The 25531-nt window shown below is 59.6% G+C and carries 28 protein-coding genes; 18 read left to right on the top strand and 10 right to left on the bottom strand.

From position 1 onward, the window contains the following. The first annotated feature begins 3 nt into the window (after positions 1-3). The 3 genes from AC1Z24_RS27760 (at position 4) to AC1Z24_RS27750 (ending at position 3820) form a co-directional block, all read left to right on the top strand. Positions 4-1221, top strand: a complete 1218-nt coding sequence (locus AC1Z24_RS27760) for a cytochrome c (protein WP_259106339.1) — start codon at positions 4-6, stop codon at positions 1219-1221. 267 nt (positions 1222-1488) lie between these two features. Continuing rightward, entirely contained in the window at positions 1489-3087 is a 1599-nt protein-coding gene (locus AC1Z24_RS27755) for a lactate dehydrogenase (RefSeq protein ID WP_483743538.1), read from the top strand. A gap of 211 nt (positions 3088-3298) precedes the next feature. Then, positions 3299-3820, top strand: a complete 522-nt coding sequence (locus AC1Z24_RS27750; protein ID WP_483743537.1) for an MgtC/SapB family protein — start codon at positions 3299-3301, stop codon at positions 3818-3820. A gap of 3 nt (positions 3821-3823) precedes the next feature. Here the strand turns inward: AC1Z24_RS27750 and AC1Z24_RS27745 are convergent, their stop codons facing one another. Beyond that, entirely contained in the window at positions 3824-3991 is a 168-nt protein-coding gene (locus AC1Z24_RS27745; protein ID WP_259106344.1) for a hypothetical protein, read from the bottom strand. A 449-nt stretch (positions 3992-4440) separates the two neighbouring features. On the opposite strand from AC1Z24_RS27745, the gene AC1Z24_RS27740 reads away from it, so the two are divergent. Next, entirely contained in the window at positions 4441-4662 is a 222-nt protein-coding gene (locus tag AC1Z24_RS27740) for a DUF6124 family protein (RefSeq protein ID WP_259106355.1), read from the top strand. A gap of 126 nt (positions 4663-4788) precedes the next feature. Here AC1Z24_RS27740 and AC1Z24_RS27735 read toward each other — a convergent pair whose 3' ends face one another. After that, entirely contained in the window at positions 4789-5421 is a 633-nt protein-coding gene (locus AC1Z24_RS27735; protein ID WP_483743536.1) for a glutathione S-transferase, read from the bottom strand. 161 nt (positions 5422-5582) lie between these two features. Here AC1Z24_RS27735 and AC1Z24_RS27730 point away from each other — a divergent pair, with 161 nt between their 5' ends. Then, positions 5583-6146, top strand: a complete 564-nt coding sequence (locus AC1Z24_RS27730; RefSeq protein ID WP_483743535.1) for a TetR/AcrR family transcriptional regulator — start codon at positions 5583-5585, stop codon at positions 6144-6146. Positions 6147-6379: 233 nt separating this feature from the next. Here AC1Z24_RS27730 and AC1Z24_RS27725 read toward each other — a convergent pair whose 3' ends face one another. Then, on the bottom strand, positions 6380-7327 hold the full coding sequence (locus AC1Z24_RS27725) for a LysR family transcriptional regulator (protein WP_483743534.1): 948 nt from the start codon (positions 7325-7327) through the stop codon (positions 6380-6382). 164 nt (positions 7328-7491) lie between these two features. On the opposite strand from AC1Z24_RS27725, the gene AC1Z24_RS27720 reads away from it, so the two are divergent. Genes AC1Z24_RS27720 through mmsB form a run of 3 tightly spaced genes read left to right on the top strand, consistent with a single transcriptional unit; the run spans position 7492 to position 11260 of the window. Further along, positions 7492-8814 carry an MFS transporter gene (locus AC1Z24_RS27720; protein WP_483743533.1) on the top strand — a complete coding sequence of 441 codons (1323 nt, stop codon included), beginning with the start codon at positions 7492-7494 and terminating at the stop codon, positions 8812-8814. A gap of 26 nt (positions 8815-8840) precedes the next feature. Then, positions 8841-10361, top strand: coding sequence for a CoA-acylating methylmalonate-semialdehyde dehydrogenase (locus AC1Z24_RS27715; RefSeq protein WP_483743532.1), 1521 nt, complete (start codon positions 8841-8843; stop codon positions 10359-10361). Between the two features lie 11 nt (positions 10362-10372). Continuing rightward, positions 10373-11260 carry a 3-hydroxyisobutyrate dehydrogenase gene (gene mmsB, locus AC1Z24_RS27710; RefSeq protein WP_483743531.1) on the top strand — a complete coding sequence of 296 codons (888 nt, stop codon included), beginning with the start codon at positions 10373-10375 and terminating at the stop codon, positions 11258-11260. A gap of 283 nt (positions 11261-11543) precedes the next feature. Here mmsB and grxC read toward each other — a convergent pair whose 3' ends face one another. Continuing rightward, a complete protein-coding gene (gene grxC, locus AC1Z24_RS27705) occupies positions 11544-11798 on the bottom strand; it encodes a glutaredoxin 3 (protein ID WP_483746725.1) in 255 nt (84 codons plus the stop codon). 110 nt (positions 11799-11908) lie between these two features. Between grxC and AC1Z24_RS27700 the strand changes: the two genes are divergently transcribed. After that, positions 11909-12739, top strand: coding sequence for a helix-turn-helix domain-containing protein (locus AC1Z24_RS27700; protein ID WP_483743530.1), 831 nt, complete (start codon positions 11909-11911; stop codon positions 12737-12739). On the opposite strand, the gene cynS is transcribed toward AC1Z24_RS27700, so the two are convergent. Further along, entirely contained in the window at positions 12724-13194 is a 471-nt protein-coding gene (cynS, locus tag AC1Z24_RS27695) for a cyanase (protein ID WP_483743529.1), read from the bottom strand. The genes AC1Z24_RS27700 and cynS overlap by 16 nt on opposite strands. Before the next feature lie 126 nt (positions 13195-13320). Between cynS and cynR the strand changes: the two genes are divergently transcribed. Continuing rightward, positions 13321-14226 (top strand): transcriptional regulator CynR, encoded by a 906-nt coding sequence (gene cynR / locus AC1Z24_RS27690; RefSeq protein ID WP_483743528.1) that lies wholly within the window; start codon positions 13321-13323, stop codon positions 14224-14226. Positions 14227-14310: 84 nt separating this feature from the next. Here cynR and AC1Z24_RS27685 read toward each other — a convergent pair whose 3' ends face one another. Beyond that, on the bottom strand, positions 14311-14535 hold the full coding sequence (locus tag AC1Z24_RS27685; protein ID WP_483743527.1) for a DUF6124 family protein: 225 nt from the start codon (positions 14533-14535) through the stop codon (positions 14311-14313). Positions 14536-15154: 619 nt separating this feature from the next. Here AC1Z24_RS27685 and AC1Z24_RS27680 point away from each other — a divergent pair. The 3 genes from AC1Z24_RS27680 (at position 15155) to AC1Z24_RS27670 (ending at position 17409) form a co-directional block, all read left to right on the top strand. Continuing rightward, positions 15155-15928, top strand: a complete 774-nt coding sequence (locus AC1Z24_RS27680) for a hypothetical protein (RefSeq protein WP_483743526.1) — start codon at positions 15155-15157, stop codon at positions 15926-15928. Continuing rightward, complete coding sequence (locus AC1Z24_RS27675) at positions 15928-16302, top strand: hypothetical protein (RefSeq protein WP_483743525.1); 375 nt, start codon at positions 15928-15930, stop codon at positions 16300-16302. The genes AC1Z24_RS27680 and AC1Z24_RS27675 overlap by 1 nt, the downstream gene beginning before the upstream one ends. 195 nt (positions 16303-16497) lie before the next feature. Then, positions 16498-17409, top strand: coding sequence for a pyridoxal-phosphate dependent enzyme (locus tag AC1Z24_RS27670; RefSeq protein WP_483743524.1), 912 nt, complete (start codon positions 16498-16500; stop codon positions 17407-17409). On the opposite strand, the gene AC1Z24_RS27665 is transcribed toward AC1Z24_RS27670, so the two are convergent. From AC1Z24_RS27665 to AC1Z24_RS27655, 3 genes are all read right to left on the bottom strand, one after another. Continuing rightward, a complete protein-coding gene (locus AC1Z24_RS27665; RefSeq protein WP_483743523.1) occupies positions 17410-18363 on the bottom strand; it encodes a hypothetical protein in 954 nt (317 codons plus the stop codon). A gap of 212 nt (positions 18364-18575) precedes the next feature. Further along, entirely contained in the window at positions 18576-18920 is a 345-nt protein-coding gene (locus tag AC1Z24_RS27660) for a cupin domain-containing protein (RefSeq protein ID WP_483743522.1), read from the bottom strand. A gap of 105 nt (positions 18921-19025) precedes the next feature. After that, complete coding sequence (locus tag AC1Z24_RS27655; protein WP_483743521.1) at positions 19026-19910, bottom strand: LysR family transcriptional regulator; 885 nt, start codon at positions 19908-19910, stop codon at positions 19026-19028. An 83-nt stretch (positions 19911-19993) separates the two neighbouring features. Here AC1Z24_RS27655 and AC1Z24_RS27650 point away from each other — a divergent pair, with 83 nt between their 5' ends. After that, the gene (locus tag AC1Z24_RS27650) at positions 19994-20758 is read left to right on the top strand and encodes a sulfite exporter TauE/SafE family protein (protein WP_483743520.1); all 765 of its coding nucleotides are present in this window, start codon (positions 19994-19996) and stop codon (positions 20756-20758) included. Here the strand turns inward: AC1Z24_RS27650 and AC1Z24_RS27645 are convergent. Further along, positions 20741-21055, bottom strand: coding sequence for a putative quinol monooxygenase (locus AC1Z24_RS27645; protein ID WP_259106404.1), 315 nt, complete (start codon positions 21053-21055; stop codon positions 20741-20743). The genes AC1Z24_RS27650 and AC1Z24_RS27645 overlap by 18 nt on opposite strands. 195 nt (positions 21056-21250) lie before the next feature. Between AC1Z24_RS27645 and mdaB the strand changes: the two genes are divergently transcribed. The 4 genes from mdaB to AC1Z24_RS27625 all read left to right on the top strand — a co-directional run bounded on the left by mdaB (position 21251) and on the right by AC1Z24_RS27625 (position 25454). Continuing rightward, on the top strand, positions 21251-21841 hold the full coding sequence (gene mdaB / locus AC1Z24_RS27640) for an NADPH:quinone oxidoreductase MdaB (RefSeq protein WP_259106406.1): 591 nt from the start codon (positions 21251-21253) through the stop codon (positions 21839-21841). Between the two features lie 75 nt (positions 21842-21916). Next, entirely contained in the window at positions 21917-22813 is an 897-nt protein-coding gene (locus tag AC1Z24_RS27635; RefSeq protein ID WP_483743519.1) for a LysR substrate-binding domain-containing protein, read from the top strand. A gap of 356 nt (positions 22814-23169) precedes the next feature. After that, the gene (locus tag AC1Z24_RS27630; protein WP_483743518.1) at positions 23170-24324 is read left to right on the top strand and encodes an alpha/beta hydrolase; all 1155 of its coding nucleotides are present in this window, start codon (positions 23170-23172) and stop codon (positions 24322-24324) included. Between the two features lie 236 nt (positions 24325-24560). After that, a complete protein-coding gene (locus AC1Z24_RS27625) occupies positions 24561-25454 on the top strand; it encodes an NAD-dependent epimerase/dehydratase family protein (protein WP_483743517.1) in 894 nt (297 codons plus the stop codon). The last annotated feature ends 77 nt before the right edge of the window (positions 25455-25531 follow it).

Genomic DNA, 25531 nt, shown 5'->3' with positions numbered 1-25531 from the left:
ACCATGAAATTATTCAAGCATGCGCTCGGCCTGCTGGCAGGCGCGTTTGTGCTGACATCCCAGGCTGCCGACCCGACGCTGGTCAGCAAGGGCGAATACCTGACCCGCGCCGCCGACTGCCTGGCCTGCCACGTCATTCCCGGCGGCAAGCCCTATGCCGGTGGCCTGGAATTCAAGCTGCCGTTTGGCAGCCTGTACTCGCCCAACATCACCCCGGACAAAGAAACCGGCATCGGCAACTGGAGCGATGACGACTTCGTCAGTGCCCTGCAAAAAGGCGTGGGCAAGGACGGCAAGCATTACTATCCGGCCTTCCCGTACACCTCCTATACGCTGATGTCCCGCGATGAGCTGTTGGCGATCAAGGCCTATCTGTTCAGCCTGGAACCCGTGAAGCAGGCGCCGCCGGAAAATACCCTGTCGTTCCCGTTCAACCAGCGTTGGGGCATGACCTTCTGGAACCTGATCTTCGCTTCCGACGAACGCTTTGTGCCGGACAGCAAGCAGACTGCCGAATGGAACCGTGGCGCTTATCTGGTCCAGGGCCCGGGCCACTGCGGCGAATGCCACACCCCGCGCAATCTGTTCCAGGCCCTGAGCAGCGGCAAGGCCCTGGCCGGTGCCGAGATCGGCAACTGGCGCGCCTATAACATCAGCGGTGACGCCCAGCACGGTATCGGTGCCTGGCCGCAGGAAGCGCTGATCAGCTACCTGTCCACCGGTTATGCGCCGGGCTACGGCGGGGCGGGCGGACCGATGGCAGATGCGGTCGAGCACAGCCTGCGCTTCCTCGATCCGGCCGATATCAAGGCCATTGCCGTCTACCTCAAGTCCACCCCGGCGCAGACCGACGGTGTGCCGCGACCGACTGCCAACGTCAACGACGCTGCGCTGCAGGCAGGCCTGGGCATGAAGTTGTTCAACGACAACTGCGTGGCCTGCCACCGCCTCGATGGCAGCGGCAACCAGTCGCCAGTGGCGGGCCTGGCCGGGCTGAAAACCGTCAACGACCCGACCGGCAAAAACCTCGTCGCCACGCTGTTGGAAGGCCACACGCCGGGCGCCGTTCGCGTCGACCAGCGCATGCCCAACTTCGCCCACAGCTACAGCGATGCGGAAATGGCGGCGGTCAGCACTTTCGTTCTGCGACGCTTTGGTCAGAGTAATGGTCAGGTCAAGCCGGAGGATGTAACGAGCAGCAGGGCGGGGGCGCTGCATTAATCCAACGGTGAATTCATTCTTCTGTGAATGAACATCTTTGTGGGACCGGCTTCAGCCGGGAAGGCGGCGGTGGGGGTGATAGAGATATTGCTCATGCCGACGTCTTCCCGGCTGAAGCCGGTCCCACAGGTGTTTTTTGTAGAAACATCTTGCAACATCCTTCGGTCATTATGGGATCCAACTTTCTCAAGCTTTCCCCCCACCTGCCGCTAACCCGCAAAGGAGATACAAACTCGATACAAAGACGCTAACCAGCCAGGAAGCTCCATGACTTCTATATCCGCAGTGAACCCAACGTTGCAGGCGACGCTTATGCCCGTCAGCACGACCCCTCCGGTGCAAAGTGATACAGGGGCTTCCACCACGCCGGGTACGCCGACGCCTGCTTCGGTCGTCATCCTTGGCGAAAACACCTCAATTGGTTATGCCGAAACCTACACCTCGCGCGGCATCGTGCCCGGCGGCGATGTGAAAGTCGTGCAGGAAAGTGAAGGCTACAACAAGGTGACATACGCCATGTTGGGCAATCTTGACTCGTCCTCGACCAACACCCGTTTCCGCGGCGTGGGTGCCGCCCTGATGCAGCAACTGGCGGAGGGCAAGAGCACGTCGATTTCGCAGTCACTGCTCAAGGCGGGCAATTCGTCCAGTACCGATGCCATCAGCTCGGCGCAGAATGACCTGCACAGCAAGTCTGCCAACACCTTCTCCCTGACCCTGAAAATGGCCAGCGGGGCTACCGTGACCCTGAGCCTGGCCGGTGGCAGCCGTGGCCTGGCAGTATCTGCTGATGTGTCCGGCGGCAAACTCAGCGCCGAAGAACTGAACGCCCTGGGCGACCTGGCCGATTCATTCCAGGGCGCCATCGACGGCCTGACCGCCGTGCCGCCAAGCCTGAAGCTGGGTGATCTGGCCAAGCTCGACCCGAACATGTTTTCCTCGATAGACCTGAGCTCCACGCTCAAGCTCGATGCAGACCATACGCAGACTTTCAGCTTCCATGCCGACAGTGCGTCCAAGTCTCTGAGCCTGGTCGGGCCAAATGGCAACATTGCCCTGACCGTGGATACCAAGAACGCCGCCATCCTCGGTAACGCCGAGCAACAGGCCAAGGCCTTGACTGCTTACCTCGACCAGTTCGAGGACGCGCGCAAGCGCGGCGAGGGCGACGATAACCTGATGTCGATGTTCAAAAGCGCCTTTACTGACCTCAACGGCTATAACAGCCCGGTCACTTCGGCCGGCGGCGCACCCCAGCGTCTCAATGCGATCACCCTGAACGATGTTGATCACGGCATGCTGACGGGCCTTGCCGACTTCAGCGCATCCATCGAGCAAGCAGCGAGCCGTCCGAACCCGATGCAGCCAAGCGAAATCGACAAGTTCACCTACAACGTGTCGCAGAACTCCGTGACCAAGGGCAATAGCCAACAGAACCGCTCGGTGGAACAGAATCAGCAATCAGACCTGAGCGCGGCGTTCCACAAGAACCTCTACCCAGGTTCAGCGCTGGACCTGACCAGCGATAAAAAGACTCAGAACTACTACTACACCGAGATCGAGGACAAGGCGAGCAGCACCACCAAGCTGGCCTACGACAAGGGTTCGCTGGTCGAAGCCAGCCTCAGCCAGAGCGCCACCCAGACCACCCGCACGCGTAAATACGTGCTGGGCGAGCTGGAATCGGATATCTACACGCCCAAGGAAGTGAGCAAGTCCAAGAACATGCTCAGCCTCATCCAGGCAGCCGTGCAGCGTGATACCGAATCGCGACGCATGAGTGGCAAATCCACGCTGCAGGACGACATGAAAGACTTCCACAGCAAGATCCTGCTGCAACCCAATCCGTCGATGATTCGTAACTGACACCCGCCAATCTGTCGTAGACGCGAGCAGGTGGGAGCGAACTGTGTGGGAGCGAATTTATTCGCGAAGGGGCCAGTCCAGACGCTGCATCTCTATCGTCTGAACCAACGCCTTCGCGGATAAATCCGCTCCCACAGTTCGTTTGGCCTGCACTCTGGCTTCTGGCTGATGTCTGTTCCTGTAACAGGAATATTCCCTCAGCAGGCACGCTATGAACCCGTGGTGGCAAGAAGTCGTCGACACCCTCGAAGCAGAATTCTCTGACCTCACCGATGCCTCGGAATTGACCCGCATTACCGTGCGCCTGATCATCGCCGCCGTATTGGGCGGGGTACTGGGTTTCGAGCGTGAGCATCAAGGCAAGGCCGCCGGCATGCGCACCCACATGCTGGTGGCCATGGGCGCGGCGTTGTTCGTGCTGGTGCCGAGCATGGCTGGCTCCGATGCCCAGGCGCTGAGTCGGGTGGTGCAGGGAATCGTCGCCGGTATCGGCTTTCTCGGCGCCGGGACCATTCTCAAGGGCAACGGCCACGACACCAGCCACGTCAAAGGCCTGACCACCGCCGCCGGCCTGTGGATGACCGCCGCCATCGGCACCGCCGCAGGCATGGGCCGTGAAGCCACGGCGGTCCTCAGTACCTTGCTGGCCCTGGGCATCCTCAGCCTGATGCCGTCGATCGCCGAACGCATCGTCCCGATCAAGAAAAAGCCCCAGGATCAGGAGCAGCCCTGAGCCTTACTCGAAGAACTCATCCTCAAGCGTGGCAGGCGGCTCTTCGCTCGGCGGGTCACCTTTGGGAATCACCGGTGGCATCGTAGTGGGTGGATCTTCAGCTGGCGGCACGGGTAATACAGGCTTGTCGATATTGGGATCAGGGGTTTCTGCCGGGATCGGAATGCTCATCGGTTTCACCTTCCAGTCATGGGTTTTCGACGCTTGAAACGTTTCGACCGCAGCGTGGGCGCATTGATTCAAAGCGATGCTCGGGCGGCCTATATGATGGCGTATGGCCTGGTTTTGTCTCATCAAAAGTGACGAATGTGCAGGACCGCTCCCTTTCTTTTGAGGGAAATTTCCTTAACAATTCCGGCCCCTTGTTTCTACGAATTTCAGGGTCTAGCCTGCGTCCCGCCACTGAAAGGTTCGGTGGTCGGGTGTGAGAGCCTGAGTTCATGTGTTAGCAAGGCGTCCAGATTTTTTACCGAGCTATTGTCGGTAGATGCTCTATGACGGCTGTTACGGGCAGACTTCGGTCTGACCGGGTTTGCATGTGGCTCGGCTTCTCACCCCGTTAACAGCCGTCACCTCTTCATCGTGTGAGAACGATAAAGAGGCGTTTTTGGAGTTATCACGTGCTAGACAAATTGATCCCCGATCCACCCCACACCCCCGAAGAAACCCTGATCCGCATATTCGAGATCCTGCGTTGCGCCGCAGCGGTCGTTTACGAATCCGGCGATCAGCTCAATGGCACCAAGCGCGACCTGCCGTTTGCCGCGATGTACCTGATCGATATGGCCAAGGCCTTGGCCAATCATCAGATTGAGCAGCTGCAGGCACAGCGAGCGACGTGACCCTTGTTTAATGTGGGACCGGCTTTAGCCGGGAAGGCATGGGTAGGGTCGATACATTTCTATCGCCTGCCTAATGGTCTTCCCGGCTAAAGCCGGTCCCACAAAAAGCTCATCCATTCAACTCGATTACAACGTCTGCCAATTCTGCACACTGCTGCGCTCGAGCATGCGCCCGTGCCAGGCCAGCAGCGCGGTGCATTCCGGCGGCACTTGCAGATCCACCAACCCGGCAAAGATCAAACCGCCAATCACCGTAATGTCGGCCATCGAGAATGTGTCCCCGGCGATAAACGCCTGCTTTCTCAGCACACCATCAAAGTAATGCATGCCTCGCACCGCCTTGTCGCGCTGGCGAAAGCCCCACTCGGCGTTCTGATACAGCTCCACCTCAGGGCCAAGCCCCGGCGTACCGTGGTGGAAGTAAGTACTGATGGCATCGAGCAATTCCAATTCAGCGCGCTTGCTCATCATATGGATCACACCCTGCTCGCGCGGCGTGCTGCCGGTGAGGGTCGGCGTGCCTTGCAGGTGATCGAGGTACTGGGTGATGGCGGTGCATTCGGCAATCAAGGTGCCGTCATCAAGCTCCAGCACCGGCAGAGTGCCGGAGTAATTCAGGGCCAGGAACGCGGGCTTCTTGTGCTCGCCTTTCCACAGGTCCACCGAGACAAAACTCACCTGCGCCTGCAGGTTCTTTTCAGCCAGGGCAATACGTACGCGGGCCGGATAAGGGCCGGTGTGCCAGTCATAAATCTTCATTGAGCAAAGCCTTTGCAAGGGTTCAAGGGAAAGGCGAGAGGCGTCATAAATTTGCCTGCCTGCCAGTTGGCAGGTAAAACGATAGGCGTTAATTTTTTATCGGTCAAGCCCCGCTGTCGCTTAATATGCCCAGCCATTGCAGAGGGGCGGGAGGCAAGACAGTGAGTTCGAATTATCGGGAAGCCATACTGATGGCCGCCAAATGCGCGGCCCAGGCCCATGGCTACAGCGGCCTGAATTTCCGTGATCTGGGCGAAGAAGTCGGGATCAAGAGCGCGAGCATCTACTACCACTTCCGCAGCAAGGCCGAGCTGGGCGCAGCGGTTGCCCGGCGTTACTGGGAAGACACTTCAGCCAACATGGAAGCCCTGCTGGCCGAGTCCGCCGAGCCCTTGCACGCCCTGCGCGAATACCCCGGTCTGTTCCGCAAATCACTGGCCAACGACAACCGCCTGTGCCTGGGCAGCTTCCTCGGCGCCGAATTCGACGACCTGCCGGATGAAGTCAAAACCGAAGTACAGACCTTCGCCGATATCAACGTCGCCTGGCTGAGCAAAGTCCTCCTCGCCGCCAATGCGGTGCCCGCCGCTAACCGTGAACAACGCGCCCGCGCCATCTACGCCGCCGTCGCCGGCGCGCAGCTAATGGCCCGCAGCCGCGCGGATATCGCGCTGTATGACGAGTTGATCGACAGCTATCGCGAGGCAGGGTTGTTGCCGGGGTAGGTGTACTGGCGTGGCGACGGACTGAATTGGAATGCAATCTGTAGGACCGGCTTTAGCCGGGAGGGCTCCGTTGAAGCTGATAGTGCGCTCCCGGCTAAAGCCGGTCCTACAGTCGAGTGTTTGCAGGCGGCAGCGCGGTGTCAGAGGATATCGCTGCGAATGGATCTCCCTGATACACCGCTTTCGCAGCCTTCGGCAACTCCACAGGATGTGCTTTCACCCCTGCTGGCCTATCAATCGATAAACCCCACCACCTTGCTCTCGCCCAATAAAAACGCCCGATTCAACTCGGTCGTCTCCCTGATGTAATCCCACAGCAAGGTAATGCGCTTCAACTTGCGCAAATCCTCGCGGCAGTACATCCAGAATTGGCGGGTGATGTTCACTTCTTCCGCCAACACTGGCAGCAGGCGTGGGTCTTGCGCGGCAAGGAAGCACGGCAGTATCGCCAGTGCGCGGCCTTGCAGGGCGGCGACGTATTGGGCGATGACGCTGGTGCTGCGCAGGTGGGCCTGAGCACCGGGGAGCAGGTTGGCCAGATAGAGCAATTCGGAGCTGAAGGCCAGGTCGTCGACGTAGCTGATGAAGCGGTGTTCGGCCAGGTCCGCAGTGGTGTGGATTGGCGGGTGTTGCTCCAGGTAATCCCGGGTCGCGTAGAGGCGCAGGTTGTAGTCGCACAGCTTGCAGCACACGTAAGGGCCGTGTTCCGGGCGCTCCAGAGCGATGACGATATCGGCTTCGCGCTTGGACAGGCTGATGAAGTGCGGCAGCGGCAGGATATCCACCGAAATGGCCGGATAGGTATCGAGGAAGTGGCTCAGCTGCGGGGTGATGAAGAAGCTGCCGAAACCTTCGGTGCAGCCCATGCGGATATGCCCCGACAGCGCCACACCCGACCCTGAAACCTGCTCGCACGCCAGGTGCAACGTGCTCTCGATGGACTCGGCGTAGCCCAGCAAACGCTGGCCCTCGGCGGTGAGGATAAAGCCGTTATTACGCGACTTTTCAAACAGCAACGTCCCCAGCGCCGTCTCCAGCGCATTGATCCGCCGCGACACCGTGGTGTAGTCCACCGCCAGGCGCTTGGCCGCCGAACTGGCTTTGCGCGTGCGCGCCACTTCGAGGAAAAACTTCAGGTCATCCCAGTTCAGAGCGCTCAGGGAGGTGAGGTTTTTTTGCATGTTGAACCTGCTTTTATGTGCGTTCTTATTAGAAGTTTGCACATCTATACTCCGAAGCACGCCCACAACCAATACCCGTCCTGATGCTATTCCCGGCTAAAGCCGGTCCCACAAAAAACACATCCCAAACACCCTGCACAAAAATAAATAAAGCGGAGGAGTTTATGAAAAACGCCATTACGGCTGACGCTGGCGCGCTCGATGCCAGTGCTGCAAAGAAAACCCGTTCCTATCGTCTTGCCGGGATGGCAAGCATGGCCGGCACCACCATCGAGTGGTACGACTTTTTCCTCTACGGCACGGCTGCCGCCCTGATCTTCAGCAAAATCTTTTTCCCCGCACTGGACCCGATCACCGGCGTGCTGGCGTCGTTCGCCACCTACGCCGTGGGCTTCCTCGGTCGGCCGTTGGGCGGGGTGATTTTCGGTCACTTTGGCGACAAGATCGGCCGTAAATCGATGCTGTTGCTCACGCTGATGCTGATGGGGATTCCGACCATCATCATCGGCCTGATTCCCACCTACGAGCAGATCGGCTACTGGGCCGCGCTGATTCTTGTGGCGATGCGCTTCCTGCAAGGCATGGCCGTCGGTGGCGAGTGGGGCGGGGCGGTATTGATGGCCGTCGAGCATGCACCGGAAGGCAAGAAAGGCTTCTATGGCAGCCTGCCGCAAACCGGCGTGGGGGCCGGGTTGGTGCTGGCGTCCCTGGCCATGGGCCTGGTGGCGAAACTGCCGGAAGCCGACATGCTCAGCTGGGGCTGGCGTCTGCCGTTCATTGCCAGTGTGGTGCTGCTTGGGGTCGGTTGGCTGATTCGTCTGAAAGTGCCCGAGTCGCCGGATTTCGAGCGCATCAAGAAAGAAAACGCCGCCGTCAAAATGCCGCTGTTCAAGGTCCTGCGCGAACACCCGCGTGAAACGCTGACCATCATCGGTGCCCGTACCGCCGAGAACGCCTGGTTCTACATGTCGGTGACGTTCGCCCTGGCCTACGCCGCCAACCAGTTGCATATCCCACGCGCCGATGTGCTCAACGCCATCACGGCCGGTGCGGCGCTGTCGCTGTTCACCATGCCGTTCTGCGGGCATCTGTCGGACAAGGTCGGCCAGCGCCGACTGTATTTCGCCGGCTTGCTGCTGCTCTGCGCCTTCGTCTATCCGTTCTTCGCCATGCTCGAAACCCGTGAGCCGACCCTGGTCTGGTGGGCGATGGTGCTGGCAGTGGGCGTGATCTTCCCGATTCTTTATGCGCCGGAATCCCTGCTGTTTGCCCGGCAGTTCCCGGCGCAGATCCGCTACAGCGGCATCTCCGTCTCGGTGCAACTGGCCGGCGTTCTGGGCGGCGGATTCGCGCCGATGATCGCCACCAAACTGCTCGAATCCGCCGACGGAAGCCCAAAATACGTCATCGTTTACCTGATCGGCATGGGGGTCGTGGCGCTGTTCTGCACCGCCCTGATGAAACGCGATCCGAAGCGCGTCGCCTGACCGAACTTACTTGAGGAAACTGCCAAATGAATGCCCATAACAACAACACCAGCGTCGCCCGGGTCAAACTGCTGATCGACGGCGAGTGGGTTGAATCCCAGAGCAACGAGTGGCGCGATATCGTCAATCCGGCCACTCAGCAAGTCCTGGCCCAAGTGCCTTTCGCCACCCAGGGCGAACTGGACGCCGCCGTCGCTGCCGCGCAAAAGGCCTTCCTGACCTGGCGCCACACTCCGGTGGGTGCGCGCATGCGCATCATGCTCAAGTTGCAGGCGTTGATTCGCGAGCATTCCAAGCGCATCGCCGCCGTGCTCAGTGCCGAGCAGGGCAAGACCATTGCCGATGCCGAGGGCGATATCTTCCGCGGCCTGGAAGTGGTCGAACACGCTTGTTCCATCGGCACCCTGCAAATGGGTGAATTCAGCGAGAACGTCGCCGGTGGCGTCGATACCTACACCCTGCGCCAGCCAATCGGTGTCTGTGCGGGCATCACGCCTTTCAACTTCCCGGCGATGATTCCGCTGTGGATGTTCCCCATGGCCATCGCCTGCGGCAATACCTTCGTACTCAAGCCGTCGGAGCAGGACCCGATGTCGACCATGCTGCTGGTTGAGCTGGCGGTGGAGGCGGGCGTGCCTGCCGGTGTACTCAACGTGGTGCATGGCGGCAAGGACGTGGTCGATGGTATTTGCACCCACAAGGACATCAAGGCGGTGTCGTTCGTCGGTTCGACGGCGGTGGGCACTCACGTCTACAACCTCGCCGGGCAACACGGCAAGCGCGTGCAATCGATGATGGGCGCAAAAAACCACGCCGTGGTGCTGCCTGACGCCAACCGCACGCAGACCCTCAACGCCCTGGTCGGTGCCGGTTTCGGTGCGGCCGGTCAGCGTTGCATGGCGACCTCGGTGGTGGTGCTGGTCGGCGCGGCCAAGCAATGGCTGCCGGACCTCAAGGCCCTGGCGCAAAAGCTCAAGGTCAATGCCGGTTCAGAGGCGGGGACAGACGTCGGCCCGGTGATCTCGCGGCAGGCGAAAAAACGCATTCTCGACCTGATCGAAAGTGGCGTGCGCGAAGGCGCCAAACTGGAGCTGGACGGCCGCGACATCAAGGTGCCGGGCTTCGAGGACGGCAATTTTGTCGGCCCGACGCTGTTCTCCGGCGTGACCACCGAGATGCAGATTTACGCCCAGGAAATCTTCGGCCCGGTACTGGTGGTGCTGGAAGTCGACACCCTCGATCAGGCCATCGCCCTGGTCAACGCCAACCCTTACGGCAACGGCACCGGTCTGTTCACTCAGAGCGGCGCGGCGGCGCGCAAATTCCAGAGTGAAATCGACGTCGGCCAGGTGGGCATCAATATCCCGATTCCAGTGCCGGTGCCGTTCTTCAGCTTTACCGGTTCGCGTGGTTCCAAGCTCGGCGACCTCGGTCCGTACGGCAAGCAGGTGGTGCAGTTCTACACTCAGACCAAGACCGTCACCAGTCGCTGGTTCGATGACGACAGCGTCAACGATGGCGTGAATACGACGATCAACCTGCGTTAGGGAGAACTGCCATGAAAATCGCATTTATCGGCCTGGGCAATATGGGCGCCCCGATGGCGCGCAACCTGCTCAAGGCCGGCTACCAGTTGCACCTGTTCGACTTGAACACCGCCGTGCTGGCGGAACTGGCCGCCCTCGGCGGGCGCATCAGCGAATCACCGAAACACGCGGCTCAGGGCAGCGATATGGTTATCACCATGCTGCCCGCCGCCGCCCATGTGCGCAGCGTGTACCTGGGCGAAGACGGCGTACTCGCCGGGATCGCCGCCGGAGTGCCTGCGGTGGATTGCAGCACCATTGACCCGCAGACCATTCGTGACGTCGCTGCTGCGGCGGCCAAACAGGGAGTGGTACTGGGTGACGCGCCGGTCTCGGGCGGCACCGGCGGCGCTCAGGCCGGGACCCTGACCTTTATGGTCGGCGCCAGTGCCGAACACTTCGAAGTGCTCAAGCCGGTGCTGGCGCGCATGGGCAAGAACATCGTGCACTGCGGCGATATCGGCACCGGGCAGATCGCCAAAATCTGCAACAACATGCTGCTGGGCATCTCCATGATCGGCGTCGCCGAAGCCATGGCCCTGGGCAATTCGTTGGGTATCGATACCGGGATTCTGGCCAATATCATCAACAGCTCCACCGGCCGTTGCTGGAGTTCGGAAATCTACAACCCCTGGCCCGGCGTGGTCGAAACCGCCCCGGCTTCACGCGGCTATACCGGTGGCTTCGGCGCCGACCTGATGCTCAAGGACCTGGGCCTGGCCACCGAAGCGGCGCGGGCCGCCCATCAACCGGTGATCCTCGGCGCACTGGCCCAGCAGCTCTATCAAGCGATGAGCCAGCGTGGCGAGGGAGGCAAGGATTTCTCGGCGATTATTGAGGGGTATCGCAAGGCTGAGTAACACGCCTCGCTCCAACAGAATCACACTGATGCCGTTGGAGCCGGGCTTGTCCGCAAAGGATCCAGCGCGGTTTTCCTGAGAAACGCATTTTGTGCGGCGTTTATGGAATAAACCCCGCGCTCGGCACGGATTTCATCCGTTGGGGCTGCATACAGGTGGGACCGGCTTCAGCCGGGAAGGCGTAGGCAGGATCGATACGTTTCTATCGTCTGCCCCCAGCCTCTTCCCGGCTAAAGCCGGTCCCACAAAATCAACATCGCCCGCTTGCTCTTGGTGGGTCGGTTCAGCCCGCCAACAGGGCGTTCAACTCGCCCTTGCGTTCCAGCGCTGCCAAATCATCAAACCCGCCCACATGCAGGTCGTTGATGAAAATCTGCGGCACGCTGCGGCGGCCGCTGCGGCTCATCATTTCCAGCATTTTCTCGTTCGAGCCGGCGACGTTGATTTCGATCGGCTTGATCCCTTTACCCGCCAGCAGGCTTTTCGCAGCGACGCAGTAGGGGCAGGTATTGGTGGTGTAGACGGTGACTTCGCTCATGGCGGACTCCGATGCGAGTAAGGACATGGACCTATCCTAGGGCGATGGGTGTATCGTTCGGCTGCTAAAAGTCGAAGAAATGCAACCGATCGTCCAAACCCGAGGTGTCCATGGATCGCCTGTCCACGTTGCTCAATCACTTCGGTGTCAGTGCCGGGACCTTTCACAGCGGTGAGTTCTGCAACGCAGCAGCCTTCGACGAGGGCGGGCGTCATGGTCATCTGCATGTGCTGCGCAGCGGCGTGCTTGGGCTGCGCCTGGCCGATAATCGCGAGCTGACCCTGAGCGAGCCGACGCTGATTTTCTTCCCGCGACCTTATGCCCATCGCCTCATTCCTGATGGCGTGGAACCGGCGCAAGTCGTTTGTGCGAGCCTGGATTTCGCCGCCGGGTCGGGCAATCCGATTGCTGCTGCTCTGCCCGATTACTTGCTGCTGCCGCTGTCTTCCAGCGCGCTATTGGGGCCGACGCTGGAGTGGCTGTTTGCCGAGGCTTTCGGTGATATGTGCGGGCGCGAGGCAGTGATGGATCGGCTGTTCGAGCTGTTGGTGATCCAGCTGTTGCGCTATTTGCTCAACGAAGAGCAACTGGGCAGCGGCATGCTTGCGGGGTTGGCGGACGTGCGTCTGGCCAAGGCGCTGAACCTGATGCACGCCATGCCGCAACAAGCCTGGACGGTAGGTGAGCTGGCCGAAGCGGCGGGGATGTCGCGCGCCAGTTTTGCCGCGCATTTTCATGAAGTCGTCGGGCAACCGCCTGCGGAATATCTGCTCAGCTGGCGGGTGAGCCTGGCGCAGAAACGCCTGCGCGAGGGCCGCCCCATCGCCTTGATCGCCGATGAGGTCGGTTATAAAAGTCCGTCAGCACTGGCCCGGGCCTTTCGCCGCAGAACCGGCTCAAGCCCCCGCCAGTGGTTGCAGGCCACTCAGAACGGTTTGTAAGGCAGGAACTTGCCATCCAGGGTAATGACCGCACGGGAACCGCCTTCCGGGTCGTCCACTTTCTTCACGTCGAGCTTGAAGTTGATGGCGCTGATAATGCCGTCGCCGAACTGCTCATGGACGATGGCTTTGAGGGTGGTGCCGTAGACCTGAATCATCTCGTAGAAGCGATAGATGGTCGGATCAGTCGGGATCCCATTGGGCAGGCTGCCGCGCAGGGGAATTGTCTGCAGTTGAGCGACGGTGTTGTCGTCCAGGTCCAGGTGCTTGCCAATGACTTTCGCGGCATCGGCCGGCAGTGGATGTTGGCCGAGCAGGGCGGCGGTGACGTAGGCAAGGCTCAGACCGGTGCCTTCAGTCAACTGAGCGAAGGACAAGTCCTTGCGGGCTTTGAGTTCCAGCACTTTGCTGGTCAGGGCCTGGGAGGGATCCTGGAAAGCATGGGACTGTTGCATGGAGGTATTCCTGTAAGCGAGGGAAGGGCGGCAGTGGCCCATACTCATCGCCTCTGCGCGATAGCGTCCAAGACCGATATGCAATAGTTTCTATTGCTCCTGCCTATAGCTTCTGCGGAGATCCCCATGCTGCTGCGCCATATCCGTTACCTGCTGGCCGTGGCCGAACAGGGCAACTTCAGCCGTGCTGCCGAGGTGTTGCATGTTTCGCAACCGACTCTGTCCCAGCAGATCAAACAATTGGAAGAAGAACTCGGCGCCGAACTGCTCGACCGCTCGGGCCGCAGCGTCCGGCCTACGGCAGCGGGGGCGGCCTATATCGAACATGCGCGCAAGATGCTGCTGGAGCTTGCGGCTGGCAAGCGGGCCATTCACGATGTGCAGGACCTGTCACGGGGCACCTTGCGCCTTGCCCTGACCCCGACCTTTATCCCTTATCTGGCTGGCCCGTTGATCCGCAACTTCACGGCCCGGTATCCCGATATCCACCTGACCGTTCTCGAACGCTCGCTGAACGACATCGAGAGCGAGCTGGCCGAGGACAGCATCGATATCGCCATCGCCTTCGACACCGTGCGCAATCCGGATATCGAGTGCCTGCCGTTGTTGGTGGAGACGCTGGGCCTGATGGTGGGCAAGCATCATCCGTTCTATGCCCGCAACAAGACCTGGGTGGCGCCGCCACAGTTGTCCGAGCAGCCTCTGGTCCTGCTGACCAAAGACTTCATCACGCGCTCCTGCGTCGAGGAGTACTTCCGTGAGCATGAGGTCAAGCCCAAAGTGGTGATGGAGACCAACTCGGTGGGGGCGATTCTTGAGATCCTGCGTCACGCGCCCATGGCCACCATCCTGCCCGAGGCCATCGCCAGTGAAGAGCGCGGTCTGCGCTGCTATCAGCTCAAAGGCTATCCGCCCCAGCGTACGGCGGCATTGTTGCGGCGGCGTCATGGCTACCAGAGCGCGGCGGCGTTGGCGTTTACCCAGATGGCTGAGGCGTGGTGTGTCGATAATCTTGATGGGCGGGAGGTCTAGATCTCAGTAGCGGACACTGTGGGACCGAACCGGTAATACGCCTTCCCGGCTGAAGCCGGTCCCACGACAAACCGTGTTCGAATCTTAAGTTTGTGTTGTGCCAGGTAGGCGGGGTTCGACGTAGCTCAGGGACAGGTTGACTTCGTCCTTGATCACATCGAGCAGGTGGACGGCGGAGAAGGCCAGGTCGCGGTCTGTCCCTGTTCGGTTTTCGCCGCTCTCATAAGCAACGGCTGCGGTGCAGCGCAACAGATCAGAAATCCGCAGCAGTGATTTTTCGAGTAAAGCTTGAGTTTCAACGGTGATCATTAAGGGGATACCTTTAAGCAAGGCCACCGCATTTGCGCTGCTAAACGGAATGGGTGGCGACTTTGACGCGGGTTAGCAGACCGGTTGTACCCCCAGTACCGGCGCACTCGAAGGTGCCCCACGCAAAGTCGCCATGACGCGGCTTACACGCAGGGGGTACAAGTCAGGCTGCTAAACCCGATCACTGATTTTCAGCGACCGGCGCAGACTAGAGAGCGAAATTCCTCCGCGCAATGCGTTCGGGATTCTTTCGGAAAGTTCATACGAAAAATACCGAAACTTCTTTCGGGAGAGCATTTTATTGTGAGAGAAAGTAAACTTTCCTTTATTTCTGTAGGAAAGCTTAACTTCGGTTTGTAGGTAGTGTCTGGAAATTCTAAAGTCTCGATTGTGTTCTAGCTATCCCATGACTGCACTCAATACTCTCGCGCTTCCAGTTACAGGGAGTTCAAGAGATGAGCAAGGCTTACGTATTTATTAATGATCGGATGCAAGGCGACAATGCTATAAAGGCAGCGCTGGGAGCGGACAAAAAATTCGACAAGTCGTTCTACCGGGGCAAATCGTTATTGTCCCCGACAGCAGTACCCAGTCATGCACTATCGAAGAGGCCGAGCTCATGCGCATGGCTCAGCATGTCAGCCATCAGATTCACCATAATTCCCTTGGTTCCGATGGCCTGATGCTGAAGAACTACGATGTGCTGCAAGATGTGCTTGGCTACGGTTCACTGGGTATCGGCGCCGTCTCAGGTAGTTGGAGCAACCACCTCAGCGCGATTGAAAAGACCCTCGCGGATATCGAGAAGCTGCACAAGCTTGCCCTCCTGCGCGGTACGCCGATTGCCCGGCAAGAATTCATCAATCAACGCCAGGTGTTGTTCACCAAGCTGGATGGCCAGCTCAAAGGTATCGCCCGCTGGGGCTCGGGGCTGAGGAACAGAGGTTCGATCAAGAAGATGCTGGGTATCTCGACGAAAAGCTATCTGCATACTGGCGAGATACGGGATTACGCAAAACGCATGAGCGGCGTGGCCAGAGCGGCGAAGGTGCTTAAATCCGGGACCTATGTGGGGATTACATTGAACGCGGTTTCGGCGGGGTTGGAGATTGAGGAGGCTTGCGCTGTCGGGCGGGAGGAAGCGTGCGAGAAGGCTCAATATGTGGAAGGAAGCAAGTTGGTGGCGGGTGTCGGTGGCGGATTATTTGGAGGTGCAGTGGGAGGGATGGCAGCTAAATCGGTATGCGTCGCCGTTGCGGTACCTACGGGAGGATGGGGCGCTTTGGCTTGTGGAATCATTGTCGGGCTCGCAGGCGGATATGCAGGAGGAGCCATTGGAGAGAAAGGTGGCGCGGTTGCTGGGGAGCTGCTTTATAAATGGAGATCGCTGTGATGGATATTGATCCAGGATTGTGGGCAATCGCCGTCTTCTTCAACGTCTTTATATGTGTAGGCCTTTTGTTGTTTTTCTATTACCGAAGGCTGGAAGTGCTGGAGAGCTATCTTGAAGGGATTAAGTCTGTCGAGTGGAATCGATCCGTGTGTGGAGACAGCTATCTCGGTCGTCAGTTGAGGTTCTCTAACATCATGCTGATCGTGCTCATGCCAAATCTTCTTTTTAAGCGCGGGCAGATTCCAAAGGGTGCAGACAAACGCATACCTGGAAAACTGCGACGACAGATGAAGGCCGCGACGGTGTACATGGTGCTTACGGCGGTGGCCATGGTGGTGTTTTATTTCGCACTACCCGACAACCCAGACACTTGATATCGCTCTTTTAGAACTGGCTTGCCGGTTAATGTATTTATCAACTGCTGGCGATGGATTGGTCTGCTGCCTGGTTGCGAGCGTTGCGCACTCGATCGCTACCAAGGCGGCTCCTACAGATCTCATTGCAGATACAGGCAAGGCGGAAAAAGCTAGGATAGGATCCCTTCCCTGACCCTTTATGGAGCCCCCCGCATGGCCTTGCATATCAATACGCCGCTGCTCGAATCCCGCGCCCTGAGCGAGCGCGCCGGTTTTTCCGTGTGGCTGAAACTCGATGCCCTGCAGCCGCCCGGCTCGTTCAAGATTCGCGGTGTGGGGCATGCCTGTGAGGTTCATCATGCTCGCGGCGCCAAACGCTTCATTTCGTCTTCGGGCGGTAATGCCGGGTTGGCGGTGGCGTATGCCGGGCGGGTGTTGGCTGTGCCGGTGACAGTGGTGGTGCCGCAAACCACTACGCAGCGCGCGCAGGATTTGTTGCGTCTCGAACAGGCCGAGGTGATCGTGCACGGCGCGTCCTGGCAGGAGGCCAATGCCCTGGCCCAGACTCTGGTGACGGATGCCGATGCCTTTATCCACCCTTTCGACGATCCACTGTTGTGGACCGGCCATGCCACGCTGATAGACGAAGTCGCGGCGGCCGGGCTCAAGCCGGATGCGGTGGTCTTGTCGGTGGGCGGCGGCGGCCTGTTGTCGGGGATGATCGAGGGGCTGCACCGCAATGGCTGGCAGGATGTGCCGGTGTATGCGGTGGAAACCACGGGCGCGGCGTCCTTTCACGCGGCGGTGCAGGCCGGGGAGGCGGTGGAGATTGCGGCGATTACTTCGGTGGCAACTTCCCTTGGCGCCAAACGGGTCTGCAAGCAGGCGGTGGCGAGCCTGAAGAATCACCCAATCCACAACATCGTGGTATCGGATGCCGAGGCTCTTGATGCGTGTGAGCAATTCCTCAGCGACCACCGTGTGCTGGTCGAACCTGCCTGCGGCGCGGCGCTGGCCCTGGCCTATCACCCGCAAAAGCTTCAGGTCCAGGGTAAAGTGCTGTTTATCGTCTGCGGTGGTGCGACGGCAACCCTTGAGCAGATTCGGGCCTGGGCCAAAGCCTGATCATCGCTGGCTGAGCCAGGGTGTTTGCGGGCTCCAGAAGATGATGTCGACGCCCAGATAATCCTCGGCAAAACGAACGAACTCTTCGCGGGTGAAGGGCACGCCGGTCTTTGGGTCGGTGTAGGTCAGGGTCGGTTCCTGCACCGCCATGGCCACCACTTCAAGTCGCTGCTTGTAGCGATTGAAGAAGGGGTAGGCATTGTTCATATGGGCCTTTCTGTAGGGCACGATATCCGGGCCGCCGAGGCCGATACGGTTGCTTGCCGCGAACTCGAACAGCCGCGACATGTAGCGTTGGTCGTCATTCCATTCGCAGGGGAAGAAGTTGACGTACTGCACCACAGGGGACTGTTTGAAGGCGTTGCGGGCGAAGCGGATGTTGTCCAGCGTCGCGGCGAAGTAGCCCTCGCAGGTGAAGCCGGAAGACGCGTCGTTGACATCGACACCAATGGCGGTTTCCGGCAGGTTGATCCCGGCGATGCGACCGTCGAATCTGCTCGCCAGAGCGCCCAGCAACGCCTGGAAATGCTCCCTGACTGCTGGCTGCCATTGCATCGCGACCCAGCCCTGAGCTTCGGGCACGCCTTCCCCGGGATTGTCGGATTGGGTCATCAGCCCGCCGTGATAGGCCGGCTCTTGTTGCAGATAAAGCGGGATATTGCGGGCTTCTGGTTCGAAGAAACGATCCTGGATCTGGATGAACAGTTTCTTGTCGAGTTTGGTCAGGTGGGCGAGGTCTTTTTCGATGGCGGAAAAGTCGTACTGGCCTTTAGTTCTTTCCAGCCGTTTCCATGAATAGACAATCTGCACCCCGTCGATATCGGGGCGCGCCAGCAGTGCGTCGAGTTGTTCAAGTTCACCGGACGAGGTGTAGAGATAGTGCTTTGGCGGGGCGGCCAAGACGTTGCCGGTGCCGATGATCAGCAGGGCAATGAGGGTGATGAGGTTGCGCATTTTTCACATCCCTGGCAGTGGGTAAGGGATGTTTTATAGGTGATTGTGCGGTGGAATGTGCGGTATGGGGATATTGCAGGCAGCGCAGCAAGGTCACCTTTGCAGCCTCTGTGGGACCGGCTTTAGCCGGGAAGGTGTAGGCAGGATCGATACCCGTATATCGTCTGCCCCATTGTCTTCCCGGCTGAAGCCGGTCCCACAGAAAAGCCGGATCAGGCAAAAACGAAATACTTGCGCACAGTCTCGACCACTTCCCAAGTTCCTTTGAAGCCTGGCTCGATGATGAACTTGTCGCCGGCTTTCAGATGGATCGGGTCTTTACCTTCCGGGGTCAGGACGCAGTAGCCTTCCTGGAAGTCGCAGTATTCCCACTTGGTGTATTCCACGTACCACTTGCCTGGGGTGCAGATCCAGGTGCCCATGATCTTTTCGCCGTCAGCGGAGGTATAGCAGTTGAGGTTGACGGTGTGCGGGTCGCCCGCGAGTTTTTCCCACTTGCAGGCATCGACGACGGGTAGTGGGTGGGTATCGCGCAGGACGGTAATCAGGTTAGACATGACAGCTCCAGATCAGTGGCGCAAATTGCGTGCGCCCACCATAGGCCGGATAGGGTAGGGTCAGTTGTCTGAACTCGACATCGGGTTGTCCATAAACGCTGGTTTTCAGCCTTGTTTCAGTGCGTCCAGCAAGACCCTGGCATAACCCGGCAAGGCGTTGAAGTCGCGGGCGCACAGCAGCAATCGGCGCTGCGCCCAGGTATCGTTCAATGCCACGCTATGGAACGGGCGCGGCGTTTGCCAGCGCTGTAACACGATCTGCGGCACCACACTCAAGCCGACACCCCTGGCAACCATGCGCATGGCCGCGTCGAAGCCTTCGGCGCGCACGCGGATTTTCAGGCGGCGGCCGACGTGCAGTGACTGTTCTTCCAGGTACAGGGCCAATGCGCTATTGGCGCTCATGCCGACGAATTCGTGGTCCAGGGCCTGGCTGAAACTCAGGGTTTCTTCGCAGGCCAAGGGGTGGTCGAGAGGCATCAACAGCGCCAGTGGATCGTCACGAAATGGCAGGGTCTGCAGGTCGCTGGCGTCTAAGGCGTCGGAAATTATCCCGATGTCCGCCGCGCCTTGGCGTAGAGCGTGAAGGATGCGCAGGCTGGGGTGCTCTTCCAGTTCGACATCAATCGACGGGTTTCTGACCAGAAAGTCCGCCAGCAACTCCGGCAGGTGTTCACTCAGGGCTGAACTGTTGCCCAGCAGGCGCACCCGGCCCTTGAAGCCCTTGGCGTAGTCGCCCAGATCCGATTGCATGCGCTCGACCTGTTGCAGGATCAACCGCGCATGCTGAGCCATGGCCTGGCCCGCCGGCGTTGGCGTAACACCGCGGCGGCCACGCTCGAACAGCGGGGTATTGAGTGAGGCTTCCAACGCGCGGACCCTGGCGCTGGCCGAGGCCAGGGAGAGGTGGCTGCGATTGGCGGCGGCGGTGATATTGCCGCTTTCCACGACTTTGAGGATCAGGCGCAGGTCGGTCAGGTCGAAGTGCATGTCAATCAGCCTATGGTAGAAACTGAGGCTGGCTCAGTATATGGCAGATTTTCAAGGCGCGTCGTCGTCGCCATCATGAGGCCATGAACGCACTGATCGAACACTATCAAATACTGGGTTGGGGTCTTTCGGCACTTGTGCTGGGCACCTTTCTGCTGGCCGGCACGGTCAAGGGTGTGATCGGCCTCGGCCTGCCGACAGTGGCCATGGGCTTGTTGGGCCTGGCTATGCTTCCGGCTCAGGCAGCGGCTCTGTTGATCATTCCATCGACGGTGACCAATGTCTGGCAGTTGGCGATCGGCGGGCAGTTGCGGCCGTTGCTCAAGCGCCTGTGGCCGCTGCTGACGATGGTTGCACTGGGCACAGGCTTGGGCTCTTGGCTGTTGGGCATGAGCGCGGGGCCGACCATGAGCCGGGCGCTGGGAGCAGCGTTGCTGTTGTATGCGCTGTCTGCGCTGTGTCTGCCGCAACTGTATGTGCCCCAGCGGCATGAGCGCTGGCTGGGACCGTTATGTGGTTTTTTGACCGGCTTGATCAGTTCGGCCACGGGCGTGTTCGCCATTCCCGTTGTGCCTTATCTGCAGTCCTTGGGGCTTGCGCGCAACCAGTTGGTTCAGGCTCTGGGCCTGGCCTTCACTGTCGGCACCCTGGCCCTGGCGGCAGGCCTGTTCAGCAATGGCGCATTGGGCAGCGGCGAGCTGGCTGCTTCACTGCTGGCGCTGATCCCGGCGTTACTGGGTATGTGGCTGGGGCAGTCGCTGCGCCAGCGCATCAGCGCCCAATTGTTCAAGCGCTTGTTCCTGCTTGGCGTCGCCGGTCTGGGCCTGCATTTAATGATTAGCGGATGACGGGCTGATCATGTCGATCAGGCGAATTTCGAAGTCCCGCTCCAGGTAATACATGCGATTTTCAAAGAAACGCGCCATGTGTGGCAGCGAGGAGTGCACATCCAGGTGCGCCCTGGATTGCCAGACTTCATAGAAGATAAACAGTGCAGGATTCTCGCGGTCGCGCAGCATGTGGTACTCGATGCAGCCATCTTCTTCGCGACTCTGCTCCACGTATTGACTGAACAGCGCCAGGAACGCGTCCGACTTTTCCGGTTTGGTGTAGGCGTGCAGGATAAAGCCGTGCAAGGCGTTCATGGGACGGGTTCCTGAAGGAAGAAAGTCGTTGAATGCTAATTCAAGAGTCTTCTGATTATTTGTGCTTTTAAAGCAAATATCATTTGCTCCGTCTCTGCTTAATCAGCCGCTATTGCATCGTTATCCTGCCGTCACTTTCCCTTACTGACTTCCCGATCCGGCCCCGAGGGTTTGCGGGATAGCGACGAGATCACGATGAAAAAAATCCTGTTTTTGAATGGCGGCAAGCAGTTCGCACACTCCGAAGGTCGTTACAACGCCACTCTGCAAGAAGCCGCCGTGGCCTTTATGGACCACGCCGGTTTTGACGTGAAAGAAACCTTTATCGACGGCGGTTACGACGTTGCCGAAGAAGTGCAGAAGTTTCTCTGGGCCGACGTCATCGTCTGGCAGATGCCGGGCTGGTGGATGGGCGCGCCGTGGACGGTCAAGAAGTACATCGACGAAGTCTTCACCGAAGGCTATGGCAGCCTGTATGCCAACGACGGCCGAACGCGTTCCGACGCGTCGCAGAAATACGGCAGCGGTGGTTTGCTGCAAGGTCGCCAGTACATGATTTCCGCGACCTGGAACGCCCCGCAACAAGCCTTCGATGATCCGACCGACTTCTTCGAAGCCAAGGGCGTTGACGCCGTGTACTTCCCATTCCACAAGGCCAATCAGTTCCTTGGCCTGACCGGCTTGCCGACTTTCCTGGCAGTGGACGTGATGAAAGTGCCGAATATCGAAGCCGATGTGCAGCGCTATCAGGCGCACTTGGCACAGGTTTTCAATATCAGCGCCTGAGTAGCCCTGCGATAGTCGGATGTTCTTTGCTTCAAACACGGCTAACATCCAGCGTGTTTTGAGCGGAGAACAATAATGAAAGCCAGATCCGACGAGCTACAAGTCTTTATTTCTGTTATCGAAAGCGGCTCTATTTCGGCGGCTGCCGAGCAATTTGGCCAGACGCCTTCGGCCGTGAGTCGCACCTTGTCGCGGCTTGAAGCCAAGCTGGAAACCACCCTGATCAACCGCACCACCCGGCGCATGGATTTGACCGAGGAGGGCAAGTTCTTCCTCGAGCGTGCGCGGCAGATTCTGGCGCAGATGGAAGACCTCGAAGAGCGTCTGTCCCTGCGTCAGCAACACCCGGCCGGACGCTTGCGGATCAATGCGGCATTTCCCTTCATGCTGCATTCGGTGGTGCCCTATGTCGCCGAGTTTCGCCTGCTGTATCCCGATATCCAGTTGGAACTGAACAGCAACGATCTGATCATCGACCTGCTGGAACAGAGCACCGACGTCGCCATTCGTATCGGCAGCCTGGCCGACTCGACCCTGCATGCCCGCTCGTTGGGCAGCAGCCCGCTGAATATCCTCGCCAGCCCGGCTTATCTTGAGCTGCACGGTACACCGCGCCGGGTTCAGGACCTGAGCAGTCATACGCTGCTGGGCTTTACCCAGACCGAAACCCTTAACCACTGGCCCCTGCGCCATGCCGAGGGCGATCGCCTGTTCATTCAGCCGGCGGTCTCGGCCTCGAGCGGCGAAACGCTGCGCCAACTGGCTATCGCCGGGGAGGGGATTGTCTGCCTGTCGCACTTCATGACCCACGACGACATCCGCAAGGGTCGCCTGAAAGTGTTGTTGCCCGAGGCGAACAGCGGCTATCGCCAGCCGATTCATGCGGTGTACTACCGCAACTCGCAACTGGCCCTGAGGATTCAGTGCTTTCTGGATTTCATTCAGCAGAAGATGGCGGGGTATGCCGCCTGAGTGGCGACCTGATGATTGTGGGACCGGCTTTACCGGGAAGACTTCGAGACAGACGACAGCGATGCATGGGTTCACTGGCCTCTTCCCGGCTAAAGCCGGTCCCACAAGGCAGTAGGCGCTCATATCAAAACATCTGCCCTGGAATGCTAATGGTGGGACCGGCTTTAGCCGGGAAGAGGCCGGGACATCCGCCGCATTTCCTTCATCGGGAACGACGCCTTCCCGGCTAAAGCCGGTCCCACAGTCAGCGCATCACCTGCCTTTACCGATTATTTACCCTCTGAGCCCCTTGCCGTTCAGCTTGCTGCGGTTAGGCTGGCGCATTGCTTGTCCCGACCTTTTATCGAGATATCCCTGTGAAGTTCATTCCTGTTCATTACCGCCTGGCCATGGCTGTCCTGCTGGGGACTCTGGGCCTGTTGTCCGCCTGCTCCAGTACGCCTACCGATCCGCGTATCAAGTTCAACGAGCAGCTCGATGAGGACCTCGGCACCGCCTATAAATCGCCTCGCCAGCAGGTGACCGGTTGGGCGGCAGACTGGGATTTGGCCGGGCAATCGGTCGAGGTGGCCTTGCAGGCTCCGGCGACGGCGGGCCCTGTGCCGCTGATCATCTATCTGCCGGGGCTGGGTGAGGCGGCTACGGCCGGTGAACAGTGGCGGCGGGCCTGGGCGCAGGCCGGTTATGCAGTGTTGTCGATTCAGGATCAGAACGACGGACCGGATATCTACGCCAGTGGTCTGGCTCTGGCCGGTGACTTCCATAGCCTGGCGGCCTATCGCTATGCCGACTCGGCATTGCAGCGGCGCCTGGTTACGGTGCAGAAAGTGATCAGCGAAGCGCGCAGCCGCGCCGCCAAGGGTGATGCGCAACTGGCGGCCATCGACTGGAATCAGGTGGTCTTCGCCGGTTTTGACCTCGGCGCGCAAACCGCCGTCGCCATGGCGATGAACCCGGCGGCCGTGCAAGTGCAGCCCAAGGCGCTGCTCTTGCTCAGCCCTTATGCCGAAGCCGGGGCCGATCCGGCGCAGTTCGCCAAGGTAACGGTGCCGGTGTTGTCGATGACCGGCCAGAATGACGAAGATCCGTTCAACTGGGTCAACACTTACCACCTGCGTCAGGTGGTCGGCGACTCGGTGAATGTCGCCGGGAGTTATCAGGTGGACCTGAACCGGGCCACTCACAAAACCCTTTCCGGCACTGAACTGGTGAGTGCGCCGAAGCCGGATAGCAAGACCGCCAGGCTGCCCGAGGCTACTGATAGCGGCAGCAAACAAGCTCATGGCGGCGGCAAGGGCCGCAGCCGCGGCGCACCTTCGCGAGGGGCCAATGGTCCGTCGGCCGGTGAGCCACCGACTGATCCGAAGCAGGTTGCCGCGATTCAGGCGATTAGCCTGGCGTTTCTCGACAGCCAGCTCAAGCGTGCGCCGGGGGCGGCGGACTGGTTGCACAAGGGGGCAACGGGCTGGCTTGGCGATGCCGGTCGGTTGAAGGAAAAAGCCGGGCGCTGATAAGACGGGATAGTGGGATGTGGGACCGGCTTTAGCCGGGAAGGCGTCAGATCTGACCCTGCAATTGTGGCGAATGTGCCGGCGCTTTCCCGGCTAAAGCCGGTCCCACATAGTTTGTGTTTTCAAGGCTATTCGTGATCTATAAGCAACATTCATTTGGCTCAACATGACTTTTTCAGAAGTAATGCCTGCTTGATACTGGGGGCAACAGTTACTCACCCCTGAGGAGTCATTCCATGAAAATTTTCATTACGGGCGCTGCCGGTTTTATCGGCGGCTCCATCGCCACCGCCCTGGTCAAGCAGGGGCATCAAGTCACCGGTCTGGTGCGCAATGCCGAGCAGGAAGCTGAAATGCTGAACCTGGGCATCACGCCGATCACCGGCACTCTCGACGACAGCGGCTTGCTCTCCGAGCAGGCGCGGCAGGCCGATGCGGTGATCAATGCCGCCAGCAGCGATCATCGCGGCGCAGTAGAGGCGTTGATCGCCGGTTTGCAAGGCTCGGACAAGGTGTTCCTGCATACCAGCGGTTCGAGCATCGTCGGTGATGCGTCGGGAGGTAAAGGCAGCGACGTTATCTATTACGAAGACCAGTTGCCCGAACCGACTGCCGACAAGGCCGCGCGGGTCGCCATCGACAATTTAGTGCTCGATGCCGCGAAGCAGGGCGTACGTTCGGCGGTGGTCTGCAACACCCTGATCTACGGCCATAGCCTGGGCGTTAAACGCGACAGCGTGCAGTTGCCACGCTTGCTCAAGCAGGCGCAGAAAAGCGGCATCGTTCGTCACGTCGGCAGCGGCCAGAATATCTGGTCCAACGTGCATATCGAAGATGTGGCGGCGCTCTATAGCCTGGCGCTTGAGAAGAACCCGGCGGGTACCTTCTATTTCGTCGAAAGTGGCGAGGCGGCGTTTGCCGATATGAGCAATGCCATTGCCAAGGCCCTGAACCTCGGCCCGGCCCAGGACTGGCCGCTCAAGGATGCTGAAGCGGAATGGGGCTACGAGATGGCCAATTACGGCCTGGGCTCCAACAGCCGGGTGCGCGGCAAGAATGCCCGGGAGCTGCTGGGGTGGGTGCCCAAGCGTACCGATGTGACAGAGTGGATTCTCAACGAGATGGTGTAACCGGAAAATTCGCGGATTGTCTGTGGGACCGGCTTTAGCCGGGAAGGCGTCTTCCCGGCTAAAGCCGGTCCCACAGG

The organism is Pseudomonas sp. JL23 (genome assembly GCF_056933585.1).
The sequence above is the reverse complement of the archived record's forward strand: the minus strand, read 5'-3'. Positions and strand labels throughout refer to the sequence as shown.